Here is a 13,935-nt window from a genome sequence, read left to right on the forward strand (position 1 = left end):
AGGCAACACCACATGGCACAACCCGAGCGGAACGAGCAGCAGCGGCTGCGCCCCGCGCCCCTGCTCTTCGAGCCGTCGGCGGCAGTCGCCGATCCTGAGCACTTCTTCGACCTGGAGTCGATGGACGATCCGAAGGAGTTGCTGTCCCGCGCCACCGAGCTGACCGTGGCGTTCCGTGCCGCGACCGACCGGGCGGTCGAGTTCCAGGCGATCGCCGCCGCCCAGCTGGCCGATCCGCGCCGGTTCGACCGGCTCACGACCGCGGACATCGCGCGGCGTGCGGAGTGGACCGAGGACTATGCCAAGAAGATGGTCGAGTTCGGCCGGAGCCTGCTGGGCGGCGCCGCGCCCTGACGGCCGTACGGACCTGGGAGCGGCCGTACGGGCCAGGCAACGGCCGTCGTGCGCGGCCGGAATTCCCCGGCAGGCCGCCCGGTCCTGACTCCGGGTAGAACCACTGGCATATGCCCGGGCGCAAGATACTCCCCCTCACCCCGCCCTGTCCCGGTTTCCGACAACTCTCGGAATCCACTTGATCACTCCCGGTAGACATGTCGGCATGACCGCATGGCTGCCCGACAATTCGACCCTGCACCACGGCGACGCCCCCCACCACGGCGCCGATGTCTTCGCCGTTCTGCGGAACCAGGCCGCGAACCACACGGCGCATGTCACGGCGGCCGGTGCCGCCTGGCTGGCCGGCGCCGCCGCCTATCCGCGCAGCACACTGGCCCAGTGGGAGGCACGCCCCTCCTCGCCCGGGGTGCTGCCGTGCGGGTCGGCCTTCGACGTGGTGAACGTGCCCACTCTCTTCGGGCGCCGGATGCTGGAGCACCTGTGGTCCGACGGCCCCGGTTCCGGGCCGGTGGCCACGCACCGCGGACGGATGCTGCTGTTCGCCTCCCCCGGCACCGCCCAGCGGCTCCCCTCGCTGCTCGACTGGGAGGAGTGGGGCGGCGGGCCCGAACCGCGGGCCGCCATGGGACCGCGGGGGCATGACGACGAGGGTGACGGCAACAGCAAGGTCCCGCCACTGCTCTGCCACGGCACCGGGGACGCGGTGACCGTCCCGCCCCTGACCTGCACCTCCACCACCCCCGGCCCCCGCTGGCTGGTCGCCCCCGACACCCGCAGCCCCTGGCTGCCGGGCCCCGACGTACTGCTCTGGGCCTGTGTGCGGGTGACCCGGTCGGCGCCCTCGTCGGTGGCCCGGAATTCGATTTTTCCTCCCGCCGATCCGGATGCTAATGTCTACGACGTCAGCAGGCGCCGCTAGCTCAGTTGGTTAGAGCAGCTGACTCTTAATCAGCGGGTCCGGGGTTCGAGTCCCTGGCGGCGCACAGACGGAAGAAGCCCCCCGCGGAAGCGAGGGGCTTCTTCGTGTTCGCGGGGGCTGGACGGGAGGGACCAGCCCCTTCTACGTTCCGGTGGCGATCCGGACCGTCCAGGCACCCGACGGCGTCCGGTCGGCGACCTCGACCCTCGTGTGTCCGCCGGGGATGCTGTACGTCTCACCGACCCGCAGCGGGGCGTCCGCGAGCGGCGCGTAGACCGAGCGGTCCCAGCAGGCGTCGGTGCGGGGGTGGGTGTCGATGACGTCGACCGGGCCGCCGCCGGACGGGGTCCCGTTGCGCACCCGGTAGAGCAGGACGCCTTCGGTGCAGGTCGTGCTGTCGTTGCCGGTGGCGCTGCGGGCCTCGATGGCCACGGCACTGCCCTCACCGGTCCTGATCACCGCGAGCCGGGTGCCGAGGGAGGCCCCGGGCTCGGGCGCGGCGGCCATCGGCTCCAGGGTGACGTCCCGGCTGCTCTGGACGCAGACCACCTGCCTGCGGTCCAGCCAGCCCAGCTTCCACTTGTGCCAGCCGAAGAAGTCCGGCGCGAGTCCGAACTGGCTGCCCATCACGTCCCAGTCGCCGACGTAGGTGTCCCAGTCGCCCTTGCCGTCGGACGGCCGGTGGTAGAGGTCCGGCAGGTCGAAGACGTGCCCGGTCTCGTGGGCCAGCACATTGCGGTCCGGCGGGTGCTGTTCGAAGACGGTGACGACGCGGCGGATGTCCGTACCATCGGCGCGCAGCGGCTGGTCGAAGTTGACGACCTTGGTGGCGTCGGAGTCGACGCCCGGGGCGTCCGGGTCGGCGACCAGATAGACGATGTCGTACCGGGAGAAGTCGACCTTCGGATCGGCCGCGGAGACGGCGTCGCGCAGATAGGTGCCGCGCCGGTCGTTGTCCCAGTCACGGCGTATGCCGTACTGGCCGGACGTCTTGGGCATCCGGATCCACTGCCGCATCGGGTGCGGGCGCAGGGTGAACTTCCCGTACGAGGCGCGCTGGAAGAACTGAGTGGTGGCGGGGAAGTGGTCGGCGGCGAGTTCGCCGGGGGTCATGGCGGGGCTGTGGTCCGGGAAGGCGAGGAAGATCACGACCGCGTCGAGGGGGTGGTCGGGGCGGGGGTAGGCGCCGTTCCAGTCGCCCACCCCGAGCGAGTGGTGCGCCTCGGTCCGGGGCAGGGCGCAGGGTCCCGCCTCACCGGTGGCGGCCACGGCGGGCCCGGCGACGAGGGAGGTGGCAGCGAGCGCCAGAAGAGACGTCACGGCGGCGGCCACACCGCGCAGGCTCGGCCTCTCCACTCCCCCGGCTCTGTGCTGACGCGGCACATCTACCTCCGGGTGCGAGATGCGGTCACGCACCCACCCTGTGATGATTTGAGGCTTTCGTCCTGTTGAGCTGCCCCAGTCGAGTCAGCGGCCGACCAGGGCCCTCGTCCTCACGGACAGTCACAATCGATCACCGAGGTATTGCAGAAGAACGCAATCGCTCAGAAACGATCGGTTGCGGGCAAATCGGAGCCGCGGGCGAATGGCCCATGCGGGGCGAACGCGGGGCTTGGAAGCGTCGGGCGCTGGAATGGCCGACGCACCAGCCTCTATGCTTCACCAGGCTTTCCCGCGCGGTTTCCGCCTCCGACCCAGGCGCTCCACGCGGCGGGCCAGTCCGGCCACACCTGTTCAGGACGGAACTGCACGGCGGGAGCGAACGGTGAGCGGAACCTCCGAAGAGCCCGGGCTCGCGGCGGGCAGACCCCGGCATTCCGCAGGACCACCGACCACGGATCGTCACGCTCCGTGGCCCCGTGCCGGGGCCGGGAGCTCCGAGCCGCACGGCTACCGGGCCGCGTTCCGGGCCGCCGCGCTCCCGATGGCCGTCGTCGATCACGAGGGCCTGGTCGTCACCGCCAACGAGGCCCTCGGCGGCTTCCTCGGCCGCTCCGCCGCGGCGCTGACCAACCAGTCCGCGGCCGATCTGCTCGACCTCGCGGCGGACGGCCGCACCTGGCACGCGTACCGCGAGGTGCTGCACGGGCGGCGCTCACGGTTCCGCTGCACCCACCGGCTCAAGCACCCCGACGGACGCGCGCTGTGGGCCGAAGTCACCGTCGTACCGATGCCCGAGCAGGAGGCCTGCGCGGGCGACGGCTCCGGGCCCGGCCGGGTGCTGCTCTCCGTCTCGGACATCAGCGACCGGCGCGAGCTGCAGAAGCGGCTGCGCCACCTCCAGATGCACGACCCGGTGACCCGGCTGCCCAACCGGACGCTGTTCTTCGAACGGCTCTCGGCCGCCCTGGAGACCCCGGCGTACGATGACAGCGCCTCCGGCCATGGCCGGGTCGGACTCTGCTACCTGGATCTGGACGGCTTCAAGGCCGTCAACGACACGATGGGCCACCGGATCGGCGACCGGCTGCTCGCCGCCGTCGCCGCACGGCTCACCGACTGTGCGGCCCAGGACGGCCCGCACCGCCCCGGCGCCCATCTCGTGGCGCGCCTCGGCGGCGACGAGTTCGCGATCCTGGTCGAGGACTCCGCCGGTACGCAGCAGCTCACCGATCTGGCCCGCACGGTCCTGGCCGCACTGCAGCAGCCCTTCGACCTGGCCGGGCAACGGCTCACCGTGTCCGCCTCGATCGGAGTGGTGGAACGGTCCGTGAAGGGCACCTCCGCCACCGGTCTGATGCAGGCCGCCGACACCACGCTGTACTGGGCGAAGGCGGACGGCAAGGCCCGCTGGACGGTCTTCGACCCGGAGCGCAACGCGCACCGGATGACCCGGCAGACGCTCTCGTCCAATCTGCGGCCCGCCGTGGAGCGCGGCGAGTTCACCATCGAGTACCAGCCGCTGGTCGACATGGCCGATGGCGTCGTGTGCGGGGTGGAGGCCCTGGTCCGCTGGAACCATCCCCAGTTCGGCATGCTGTCGCCGAATCGGTTCGTTGCGATCGCCGAGGAGGACGGCTCGATCGTCCAGCTCGGCCGGTGGGTGCTGCAGTCCGCCTGCCGCCAGGCCCGGCGCTGGCAGCTGGAGCACCCCGCCGATCCGCCGCTGTTCATCAGCGTCAATGTCGCCGTACGCCAGGTCTGGGACTCCGACCTGGTCACCGATGTGGCGGAGATCCTCGCCGAGACCGGCCTCGATCCCTCGCTGCTCCAGCTGGAGCTGACCGAGTCCGCGGTGATGGGCTCGGCGGGCCGCCCGATCCAGGCCCTCCAGTCGCTCAGCAACATGGGCGTGCGGATCGCCATCGACGACTTCGGTACCGGCTACTCCAACCTCGCCTATCTGAGCCGGCTGCCGGTCTCGGTGCTGAAGCTTGACGGCTCGTTCGTACGCGGCTTCCGCTACGACGACGGCGCCCACCCGAGCCCGGCCGACGAGACGATCGTCGAGGCGATGGTGCAGCTGGCGCACCGGCTGGGCCTGACCGTCACCGCGGAGTGCGTGGAGACGACCGGCCAGGCGGAACGGCTGCGCAGGATCGGCTGTGACACCGGGCAGGGCTGGCTGTACTCGCGTGCGGTCGCCCCGGAGCGGATCGCCGAGCTGATCGGCACCCGCCCGATGCAGGGCTGACGCGGCCCTGCCTCCCTGCGTGGGGACCGGGTCAGGCCGTGGGCAGCCCGTACGCGTCCGCGATCAGTTCGTAGCTGCGCAGCCTCGCCTCGCCGCCGTGGGCGTTGGCGGTGATCATGAGTTCGTCGGCGCCGGTGCGCTTGGCCAGGCCGTCGAGGCCGGTACGGACCTCGTCCGCCGTGCCGTGGACGATATTGGCGAGCCAGCTGTCGACGAACTCGCGCTCCATCGGGCTGAAGGCGTACGCCTCCGCCTCCTCGGGTGTCGGGACCAGGCCGGGGCGGCCGGTGCGCAGCCGGACCATGGACAGGGCGCCGGAGAGCACCTGGCGGCGGGCCTCGCGTTCGTCGTCGGCGGCCAGTGCCGAGACACCGATCAGGGCGTACGGGGCGTCGAGCACCGCGGACGGCCGGAACGATTCCCGGTACAGGTCGAGCGCCGGCACCGTGTTCTGGGCGGAGAAGTGGTGGGCGAAGGCGAAGGGCAGGCCGAGCACACCGGCCAGCCGGGCGCTGAAGCCGGAGGATCCGAGCAGCCAGACCGGCGGGCGGGCCGGCGACTGGACGCCGCCGTCGGACGTGGCCTGGACCGGGCCGGGGACCGCGTGGATACGGGCGTAGGGGTGGCCGTCGGGGAAGTCGTCGTCCAGGAACCGGGTCAGCTCGGCGAGCTGCTGCGGAAAGTCGTCCGCGCCCTCGTTCAGCCGGTCGGTGCGGCGCAGGGCGGCCGCCGTCGCGCCGTCGGTGCCGGGGGCGCGGCCGAGGCCGAGGTCGATGCGGCCGGGGGCCATGGCTTCCAGGGTGCCGAACTGTTCCGCGATGACGAGCGGTGCGTGGTTGGGCAGCATCACGCCGCCGGAGCCGAGCCTGATGCGCTCGGTGTGTGCGGCGAGGTGGGCCAGGATCACGGCGGGCGAGGAGGAGGCGACGCCGGGCATGGAGTGGTGTTCGGCGACCCAGTAGCGGTGGAATCCGCGGCGCTCGGCGAGCTGTGCGATGTCCACGCTCGTGCGCAGCGCCTGGGTGGCGGTGCGGCCCTGCCCCACGGTCACCAGGTCCAGTACGGAGAGCGCAACGGCGGCCGTTCCCTCCGCCTTGCCACGGATCTCGTCGCCTCGAATCTCGTCCACGTGCTGACCTCTCCGGTGATGCGCCTACGTCCGGCTCGTACGTCCGGAAGCGCATAACAGGAGGTTGTCTCCGGTTATTCCCGACGACCCACCCCTATTCCCCGGCGGCCCACCCCCGCTTCCCGCCGTGCGCGCGTTCCCGTCCCTCGCCCCAGGCGACCACCGGGGCCGGGGGTGCCTCCCGCTCGGCGAAGAGCTTGCCGAGCCTCGGGGACCACGAGCGGCGGCGGGCCAGCCGCAGCCCCTCGCGGACGGTGACCTGGTTCCCGGTGAGGACCGGCTTGCCGAGGAGTTCCTCCAGGTCCGCCTCGTGCCCGGCGGTGTGCAGGGCGGTGTCGGGCAGCAGCACCGCATCGGCCTCCGGCCGGTCGGCGGCCACGGCGAGTTCCTTCACCCGGTCCAGGTCCCAGGCGGCGGCCTCGGCGGCCGAGCCGAGCGAGGCGGCATGGGTGACGGCCACGTCGATGCCCGCGGCGTGGAGGAAGTCGGCGAACAGGCCGGTGATGCGCTCGGGGTAGGTGGAGGCAACGGCGACCCGGTCGGCGCCCAGCTCCCGTACCGCGTGGGCGAAGCCGAGCGAGGTGCTGGAGGCGGGCACGCCGGTCGCTCGGGCCAGGGCGGCGGCCTGTTCATGGGCGCCCTCCCAGCCGTACAGGAAACTGCCGCCGCCGCTCGCCCACACGACGCACTCGACCCCGGCACGCTGCAGTTCCTCCACCCCGGCGGCCAGGTGCTCGGGCGAGCCGGTCCGTATCAGCGCGTCGATCACGTAGGCGTCCTCGTCGATGTCGGTGCGGTTCACCACCAGCCTGACGGCGTCGAGCAGGATCTCCATCCGCGGGAAGTCGTCCTCCGCGAAGTGGCCCGGGTAGAGAAGTCCGACGGTCGTCATGTCCACAGGCTTGCCCTTCCTGTTCCCGTTTCCTCCCAGTATTCCCCCATATGCCCTGATGACCCTGGTGCCCTGTTGACGGGTGTGGGCACGGGTGCGAGCGTGGTCAATCCGCACCTCCCAGACGCAGCGGAGCGACCGCCTCTCATGCCAGAGCCCACCCTGCTCGTCCTGGACACCGACCCGTCGCCGCGTCTCGGCCGGCTGACCGGCCGGGCCCGGATCCGGTACACGGACGAGGCGGGGCTCGCCGCACGGCTCCCGGCGGCCGATGTGCTGCTGGTGTGGGACTTCGCCTCCGACGCGGTACGGGCGGCCTGGCCCGGCGACGGGCCGCGCCCGGCGTGGGTGCACACCGCGAGCGCGGGCGTGGACCGGCTGCTCTGCCCGGAGCTGACGGCCTCCGACACGGTGGTGACCAACGCCCGGGGCATCTTCGAGCGGCCGATCGCCGAGTACGTGACCGGCCTGGTGCTGGCGTTCGCGAAGGACCTCCCCGGCACGCTGGAGCTCCAGCGGCGGCGGCAGTGGCGCCACCGCGAGAGCACCCGGCTCGCGGGCAGCCGCGCGGTGGTCGTCGGCGCGGGCCCGATCGGGCGGGAGATCACCAAGCTGCTGGTCGCGCTGGGGGTCCAGGTGGCGCTCGTGGGGCGCAGGGCGCGGCGCACCATCCACGGCACGGAGGACCTGGACCGACTGACCGCCCTGGCCGACTGGGTGATCTGCGCGGCTCCGCTGACCGAGTCGACCCGCGCCATGTTCGACGCCCGGTTCTTCGGGCTGATGCAGCCGTCTGCCCGCTTCATCAATGTGGGGCGCGGGCCGCTGGTCGTCGAGGACGATCTGGCCGAAGCGCTGCGCAGGCGCTGGATCGCGGGCGCGGCGCTCGATGTGTTCGAGCAGGAGCCCCTGGGGCCGCAGAGCCCGCTCTGGGACGTACCGGATCTGATCGTGTCACCGCACATGAGCGGTGACACGGCGGGCTGGCGGGATCGGCTGAGCGAGCAGTTCGTGGCGATGTACGAACTCTGGGCGGCCGGGGAGCCCCTGCCGAACGTGGTGGACAAGCGGCGCGGTTACGTCCCCGTGCGGGAGCCGGGCGAGTGATCCGGAGCCGACGGCGGACGGGCTTGTTCTGCCGTGTCACCAGCACCCCTCGGGAGCAGGTATTATTTTCGAGTCAGCAGGCGCCGCTAGCTCAGTTGGTTAGAGCAGCTGACTCTTAATCAGCGGGTCCGGGGTTCGAGTCCCTGGCGGCGCACAGACAACGCACTGGGCGGTTCACGTACACACGTGAACCGCCCAGTGCGTTTTTTGTTGCCCATCGAGATGTACGAACGTTTTACACACTCGTACTAGACAAGCGTTTTAAACGCTCGTACATTTCCTGGCATGACGAACGCCACGAGCACCACCGCCGAGCGCGGCCATCTCGCCGGCCGCCGGGAATGGACCGCCTTCGCGGTCCTCCTGCTGCCCCTCCTTCTCGTCTCGATGGACATCTCCGTCCTCTTCTTCGCGATCCCGTCCATCGACCGGGACCTCGCACCCAGCGCCACCCAGCAGCTCTGGATCTTCGATGTGTACGCCTTCGCCCTGGCCGGCCTGCTCATCACGATGGGCTCGCTCGGCGACCGGATCGGCCGTCGCAAGCTGCTGCTCCTGGGCGCGGTCGCGTTCAGTGCCGCTTCCGTCGCCGCCGCGTACGCCGACAGTCCCGAGATGCTGATCGCGGCCCGCGCCCTGCTCGGGGTCGGCGGGGCGACGCTGATGCCCTCCACCATGGGGCTCGTACGGAACATGTTCCGCGACGAGCGCCAGCGCGGCCGGGCCGTGGGCATCTGGTCGGGGGCCATGGCGGGCGGGATCGCGCTCGGCTCGGTGCTCAGCGGGGTCATGCTGGAGCACTTCTGGTGGGGCTCGGTCTTTCTGATCAATGTGCCGGCGATGGTGCTGCTGCTGGTTCTGGTGCCGGTGCTGGTCCCGGAGTTCAAGGACCCGAACCCCGGACGGTTCGACTTCCTGAGCGTGCCGCTGTCGATGGGGGCCGTGCTGCCGGTGGTCTACGGTGTCAAGGAGAGTGCCGCCCACGGGCTCGATGTGCGGAACGCGCTGATCGTCGCCGCCGGGCTGGTCGTCGGCCTGTTCTTCGTCCGCCGCCAGCGCGGCCGCTCCGACGCGATGATCAGCAGGGAACTCTTCCGCCACCGCGGCTTCGCGGCCGGGATCGGGCTGAACGCGCTGGCCGCGTTCGCCATGATGGGCTCCTCGTTCTTCACCACGCAGTATCTGCAGTCGGTGCTCGGCATGAGCACGATGGAGGCCGCGCTGTGGTCCATGGCGCCGTCCCTGGCGGTGGGCGCCGCGGCCCCGACGGCCACGGCGATCGCCCAGCGGACCGACCGTGCGCGGGTCATCTGCGCCGGTTTCGTCATCGCCGCCGCCGGCTTCGCCATCCTCGCCCTGACCGGTACGGACTCCCTGTGGCTGCTGCTCGGCGGCTGCGCCGTGATGAGCTGCGGCATCGTCACCGTGATGGCGCTCGTATCGGACCTGGCGCTGTCCACGGCCCCGCCGGAAAAGGCGAGTTCGGCGGCCTCGCTGCTGGAGACCGGCCAGGAGTTCGGCGGTGCGATGGGGATGGCCCTGCTGGGCGCGGTGGCCACCGCGATCTACACCGCGGACATGCCGGGCTCCGCTCCGGAGGCCGCCCGCAAGACGCTCGCCGGTGCGGTGGCCACGGGTGACGGTTCGCTGATCGCGGTCGGGCGGGAGGCCTTCGTGCACAGCATGCAGTACGCCTCGGTCGCGGGAGCCGTGCTGTTGCTGGCGGGAGCGGTGCTGGCCGCGACGCTGCTGCGGAGGGCCGCGGGGGCGGCGGAGGAGGCCGCGCAGGAGGTGCCGGCCCTGGCGAACTAGTGCGGGTCCACCCGCGTTGCCGCTGTGTCCTCAATCGCCGGACGAGCTTGAAATTCAAGCCCGCCCGGCGATTGAGGACAAAATGCGGCGCGCCCGTGTGCCTCGTACTCGCGCAGCAGAGCGCTCAGTTGCTCCTCGTCGAACGGCACGTACCCGACGCCGGTCCCGTTCCACCACACGGGATCACCGCACCGGAACCCCTCGCGGCGCAGCCCCACCCGATGCACCTTGTTCGTCGCCGTCACCGGCATCGCCGGGACGATCCGCACGAAGCCGGGGGCCATCTTCGTACCCAGGTCCGTCTGCGCCGCGAGGAACGCGGCGAAGGCGGACGGGTCGAAGGCGGCCCCCTCCCGCATGGCGAGCGCCGCCATCACCTGGTCCCCGGCGACCGGGTCCGGCACCGCGTACACCGCCACGGCCGCCGCGTCGCCCCAGCGGGCCAGGATGTTCTCGATCACCGCGGCGGCCAGGTTCTCGCTGTCCACCCGCAGCCGGTCGTCGGTACGGCCCGCGAAGTAGAGGAAGCCGTCGGCGTCGCGGAAGAAGAGGTCCCCGGTCCAGTACCAGCCACCGCGCATCCGCTCGGCGTCCGCCGCCTCGTTGCGCCAGTAGCCCTCGAAGGGCGTACGCCCCCGGTTGACCAACTCCCCGATCGCCTCGGCCCCGTTGGTCAGCCGGCCCGCCTCGTCGAAGACGGCGGTGGCCCGTTCCTCTCCGGTTTCCGGGTCCACGACCGCGAGATCGTCGCGGGCCGACGCCTTCCCGATCGCCCGCTCCGGGGTGTTCCCGGTCCGCTGGATCGCCGCACCGCCCTCGGAGGAGCCGTAGCCCTCGACCAGCCGCACCCCGAACCGCTCCCGGAACCGGGCCGCGTCCACCGCACCGGCCTCGGTGCCGAAGCCGAGCCGCAGCGGGTGCTCGCCGTCGTCCGGGCGCTCGGGGGTGGCCAGCAGGTACTGCACGGCGCGGCCGACATAGGTGAAGTACGTCGCCCCGTGCGCCCGTACGTCGTCGAGGAATCCGGAGGCCGAGAAGCGGCGGCGGAGCGCGACGGCGGCCCCGCCGGCCAGTGCGGGCGCCCAGTCGGCGATCACCGCGTTGCCGTGGAACATCGGCATGCAGATGTAGTGGACGTCCTCGCGCCGGACGCCGAAGTGGTCGACGAGCGACTTTCCGGCCGCCGCCAGCCGCCCCTGGGTGCAGATCGCGGCCTTGGGCGCGCCGGTCGATCCGGAGGTGAAGTAGAGCAGCATCCGGGTTCCGGGGCCGACGCCCGTCCACCGCGTGTCGCCCGGCTCGGCTCCGGCGTACGGGGCGAGGAGTTCGGCGTACGCGTCGGTGTCGGTGACCAGCATCCGCACACCCGGGAGGTCCAGGCCGTCCAGCAGCGGCAGGTGGGCGCGTTGGGTGACCAGGGCCCGGCAGTCGGTGTGCAGGATGTCGCGGGCCAGTTCGGCGCCGCGCCGGGTGGGGTTGATGCCGGCCACGGCGGCCCCGGCCAGGGCCGCCGCGCTCAACCAGAGGGGAAATTCGGGGGTGTTGTCCAGCAGCACCCCGAGGTGCGGTTCGCCGCCCGCCGACAGCAGATCCGCCAGGAGCACGGCCCGTGCGGCAGCGCCCGAGGCGACCTGGTGATGAGTGAGGACGGTGTCCTGGTATCTCAGTCCGGGCCGGTGGTCGCCCCATTGGCGCTGTACGAGCTCCGCTACGGTGCCTGCGCTCCTCATGGCGCCGCACGGTAACTGACTACACGTCAGAACTGAACATCGGAGCAGGCGTAGAACGCGTTCGCCGTGTCAGCGATGTTCCAGACGCTCAGGATGATGTGCTTCCCGCTCTTCTGGGTGGGGATGGTGCCCTGCTGGGTCAGGGTCGCCGGGGGCTGCTTGCCGCCGTACGGCACCGTCATGAAGGGCTGCGACTCCAGGTCGGCCCTGGTGAGCGGCTTGGTGGGGTCCCAGCCGTCCTTGGTGATGTAGTAGCGGAAGTCCGTCGTGGCGTGGCGGGCGGTGAACTGCCAGCGGAAGTTGAAGCCCTGGCCGCCGGTGACCTGGGTGGCGGGCCAGTTGCCGCCGCGCGGGTCGTCGAGCTGGGCGAACTCGCCGTGCCCGCCGGAGCAGATCTTGCCGTCGGCCGGACCTGCCGCCGGGAAGCCCTTCGGGCCCTCGACGCTCTGCGGCTCCCACTGGATGTTGCCGCAGCCCGTCACCGTGCCGTTGGCGCAGAGCTTCTGGCGGCTGATGGGGTTGTCGGTGTAGCCGTGGCTGCTGGCACTGTTCGTCGCGAACATCGAGACGCCCGCGATTGCCAGGCCGACCACGGCCGCGCTTGCCCTTTTACGCATTGCTGTCGCTCCTCAAGAACGTGGGGGAGGTTCCATGAGCTGTGTTGCGCGCGCGCCCTGCGGTCTAGACCAAGACTTAGATTATTGACGGGCCATGAACATGTCCAGACCAATGGGAGTCCGATTCCGCTTGGGCCGACGGCCCCTCAGGCCCCTCAGGCTCCCTCCCCGCCGCTGCGTCCGGTGTAGAAGGCCACCGTCAAGTCCTTGACAAGGGACTTCCGTTCGTAGTCGTCCAGCTCCACGATGCCCCGCGTAATCAGTCGGTTGACCGTGTCGTCGACCGCGTCGACCACCGAAGTCAGCACGCTGTCCCGGTGCTTGGCGTCGATGGCGGCGATCCGGCGGCGCTGCATCGCCGCGGCGACCTCCGGGGCGTACTCGATTCCGGTCGGCTGCGCCGAGTACACCTCGATGCCGACGGGCTTGCAGTCCGCCTTCAGCATCCGGGTCAACGCGTCGCCGACCGCCTCGGCGTTGCGCAGGGTGTGCGCGTCCTCGTGGAAGGCGTCGGCCGGCAGCTGCGAGAGGACCCGGGCCATCGCGGCCTCGACCTGCTCGCGCAGATACGTTTCGTGGTCGGCGACCCCGAGCGCCGCCCGCACGGTGTCCTTGATCCGCCACACCACGAGGACGACGACGCGCAGCGCCGTACCGTTGGAGTCCACGGCGGGGAGCGGTTCGCTGCGCCAGTGCCGCAGGCGTACGTCGACCCGGCGGCGCAGCAGCAGGGGGCTGATCCACATCAGCCCGGTCCGCCGCACACTCCCCCGGTACTCGCCGAACAGCGTCAGCACCCAGGCGTACCCCACGCGTCCGCGGCTCAGGCCGCCGAGCGTGAAGAGCACCACCGACACCAGCGCGGCGAGCACCGCCCAGGCGCCGAGCCCGATCCCGTCGTACGGGCGCGAGCCGATCCCGAACCGGGCGAGCGCGGCGGCCGGCAGCGCGCCGATCCACCAGAGCACGGCGCCACCGGCGGCGACCCCGGCCAGCCCGGTGAGCAACGCCAGCCAGCCGGGGAGCGCGGGCCCCGGCCGCTCGGCGAGCCGTGGATCAGCGACCGGCGCCGGCCGCGTCGGGGGCCGCACCTGCGGCCCCCTCGGCGCGGGCGGCCGCCGCACCCCGGCCTGCGGCTGGTCGCCGCCGGCTCCCCGCCGCATCGCGCCGACGGGAAGCTCGGCCGCGTCGGCGCGGGCGGCGTCCTCGCGGAAGAGCAGGTGCACGGGGATGGCCGCGGTCCGCTCATTGGCGATGACCGCGTGGTGCCGCCCGGCCCCCCACAGCGTGTCGCCGGACTGTTCGACCCCGTCACTCCCGGAGACGGGGAGGGAGCCGAAGACGGTGACGGGGGCCGTGCGGTGCCGGGGCGAGGGCGGGGAGGACGGGGGCGGGGTGCCGGAACCCGGGTCCGTGCGGTTCCCGGCCGCGACCTGGGCGGGTGCGACGCCCGGCACGGCGCCTGTTGCCATGGCCGGGACCGATACCGAGGCCGAGGTCGCGCCGAGCCCGGATTCCAGGTCCTCGCCCGGGACCAGATCCAGCACGAGGTCGACCACGGAGTCCGGTCCGTCGTCCGCGGCGGCCCCCGGCCCCGCAGGCCCCACACCGGTCTCCGGGCCGCCGTCCTCCCGCTGGGGCGGCGCCACCCGGTCCGGCTCCCGCTCCCCCTCCTGTCGCCTTCCGTTCTCCGGGGTTCCGGAGCTGTCCGACACCGTGGATCGCATACCCGCCTCCG

Annotated in this window: 11 protein-coding genes and 2 tRNA genes; 7 read left to right on the forward strand and 6 right to left on the reverse strand. The window is 71.8% G+C overall.

Annotation, left to right across the window (positions count from 1 at the left end; all coding sequences use genetic code 11):
• The first annotated feature begins 12 nt into the window (after nucleotides 1-12).
• The 3 genes from OG978_RS15115 to OG978_RS15125 all read left to right on the forward strand — a co-directional run bounded on the left by OG978_RS15115 (nucleotide 13) and on the right by OG978_RS15125 (nucleotide 1,340).
• On the forward strand, nucleotides 13-354 hold the full coding sequence (locus OG978_RS15115) for a hypothetical protein (protein WP_326765735.1): 342 nt from the start codon (nucleotides 13-15) through the stop codon (nucleotides 352-354).
• A gap of 205 nt (nucleotides 355-559) precedes the next feature.
• A complete protein-coding gene (locus OG978_RS15120) occupies nucleotides 560-1,276 on the forward strand; it encodes a hypothetical protein (protein ID WP_326765736.1) in 717 nt (238 codons plus the stop codon).
• Nucleotides 1,267-1,340, forward strand: a tRNA-Lys gene (locus tag OG978_RS15125). The genes OG978_RS15120 and OG978_RS15125 overlap by 10 nt, the downstream gene beginning before the upstream one ends.
• Nucleotides 1,341-1,417: 77 nt before the next feature.
• On the opposite strand, the gene OG978_RS15130 is transcribed toward OG978_RS15125, so the two are convergent.
• On the reverse strand, nucleotides 1,418-2,632 hold the full coding sequence (locus OG978_RS15130) for a M6 family metalloprotease domain-containing protein (protein WP_326765737.1): 1,215 nt from the start codon (nucleotides 2,630-2,632) through the stop codon (nucleotides 1,418-1,420).
• A 409-nt stretch (nucleotides 2,633-3,041) separates the two neighbouring features.
• Between OG978_RS15130 and OG978_RS15135 the strand changes: the two genes are divergently transcribed.
• Nucleotides 3,042-4,910: a putative bifunctional diguanylate cyclase/phosphodiesterase gene (locus tag OG978_RS15135; protein WP_326765738.1), complete on the forward strand. Its 1,869-nt coding sequence runs from the start codon at nucleotides 3,042-3,044 to the stop codon at nucleotides 4,908-4,910.
• 31 nt (nucleotides 4,911-4,941) lie between these two features.
• On the opposite strand, the gene OG978_RS15140 is transcribed toward OG978_RS15135, so the two are convergent.
• Nucleotides 4,942-6,039: an LLM class flavin-dependent oxidoreductase gene (locus OG978_RS15140; RefSeq protein ID WP_326765739.1), complete on the reverse strand. Its 1,098-nt coding sequence runs from the start codon at nucleotides 6,037-6,039 to the stop codon at nucleotides 4,942-4,944.
• Nucleotides 6,040-6,133: 94 nt separating this feature from the next.
• Nucleotides 6,134-6,931, reverse strand: coding sequence for a maleate cis-trans isomerase family protein (locus OG978_RS15145; protein ID WP_326765740.1), 798 nt, complete (start codon nucleotides 6,929-6,931; stop codon nucleotides 6,134-6,136).
• Between the two features lie 147 nt (nucleotides 6,932-7,078).
• On the opposite strand from OG978_RS15145, the gene OG978_RS15150 reads away from it, so the two are divergent.
• The 3 genes from OG978_RS15150 (at nucleotide 7,079) to OG978_RS15160 (ending at nucleotide 9,850) form a co-directional block, all read left to right on the forward strand.
• Nucleotides 7,079-8,038 carry a D-2-hydroxyacid dehydrogenase gene (locus OG978_RS15150; RefSeq protein ID WP_326765741.1) on the forward strand — a complete coding sequence of 320 codons (960 nt, stop codon included), beginning with the start codon at nucleotides 7,079-7,081 and terminating at the stop codon, nucleotides 8,036-8,038.
• A gap of 80 nt (nucleotides 8,039-8,118) precedes the next feature.
• Nucleotides 8,119-8,192 (forward strand) — tRNA-Lys (locus OG978_RS15155).
• A gap of 131 nt (nucleotides 8,193-8,323) precedes the next feature.
• Nucleotides 8,324-9,850, forward strand: a complete 1,527-nt coding sequence (locus tag OG978_RS15160; RefSeq protein WP_326765742.1) for an MFS transporter — start codon at nucleotides 8,324-8,326, stop codon at nucleotides 9,848-9,850.
• On the opposite strand, the gene OG978_RS15165 is transcribed toward OG978_RS15160, so the two are convergent.
• From OG978_RS15165 to OG978_RS15175, 3 genes are all read right to left on the reverse strand, one after another.
• Complete coding sequence (locus OG978_RS15165) at nucleotides 9,847-11,580, reverse strand: AMP-binding protein (protein ID WP_326765743.1); 1,734 nt, start codon at nucleotides 11,578-11,580, stop codon at nucleotides 9,847-9,849. The two genes, OG978_RS15160 and OG978_RS15165, sit on opposite strands and share 4 nt — an antisense overlap.
• A gap of 26 nt (nucleotides 11,581-11,606) precedes the next feature.
• Nucleotides 11,607-12,197: a lytic polysaccharide monooxygenase auxiliary activity family 9 protein gene (locus OG978_RS15170; RefSeq protein ID WP_326765744.1), complete on the reverse strand. Its 591-nt coding sequence runs from the start codon at nucleotides 12,195-12,197 to the stop codon at nucleotides 11,607-11,609.
• A 155-nt stretch (nucleotides 12,198-12,352) separates the two neighbouring features.
• Nucleotides 12,353-13,924 carry an SPFH domain-containing protein gene (locus OG978_RS15175; RefSeq protein ID WP_326765745.1) on the reverse strand — a complete coding sequence of 524 codons (1,572 nt, stop codon included), beginning with the start codon at nucleotides 13,922-13,924 and terminating at the stop codon, nucleotides 12,353-12,355.
• Between the last annotated feature and the right edge of the window lie 11 nt (nucleotides 13,925-13,935).

It is taken from the genome of Streptomyces sp. NBC_01591 (assembly GCF_035918155.1).
Lineage (GTDB): Bacteria > Actinomycetota > Actinomycetes > Streptomycetales > Streptomycetaceae > Streptomyces.

What these genes read in the sequence shown, in the direction of transcription:
- OG978_RS15115 (WP_326765735.1), top strand. Translation starts at nt 13, where the DNA reads ATGGCACAACCCGAGCGGAACGAGCAGCAGCGGCTGCGCCCCGCGCCC.
- OG978_RS15120 (WP_326765736.1), top strand. Translation starts at nt 560, where the DNA reads ATGACCGCATGGCTGCCCGACAATTCGACCCTGCACCACGGCGACGCC.
- OG978_RS15145 (WP_326765740.1), bottom strand. Translation starts at nt 6,931, where the DNA reads ATGACGACCGTCGGACTTCTCTACCCGGGCCACTTCGCGGAGGACGAC.
- OG978_RS15150 (WP_326765741.1), top strand. Translation starts at nt 7,079, where the DNA reads ATGCCAGAGCCCACCCTGCTCGTCCTGGACACCGACCCGTCGCCGCGT.
- OG978_RS15160 (WP_326765742.1), top strand. Translation starts at nt 8,324, where the DNA reads ATGACGAACGCCACGAGCACCACCGCCGAGCGCGGCCATCTCGCCGGC.
- OG978_RS15165 (WP_326765743.1), bottom strand. Translation starts at nt 11,580, where the DNA reads ATGAGGAGCGCAGGCACCGTAGCGGAGCTCGTACAGCGCCAATGGGGC.
- OG978_RS15170 (WP_326765744.1), bottom strand. Translation starts at nt 12,197, where the DNA reads ATGCGTAAAAGGGCAAGCGCGGCCGTGGTCGGCCTGGCAATCGCGGGC.
- OG978_RS15175 (WP_326765745.1), bottom strand. Translation starts at nt 13,924, where the DNA reads ATGCGATCCACGGTGTCGGACAGCTCCGGAACCCCGGAGAACGGAAGG.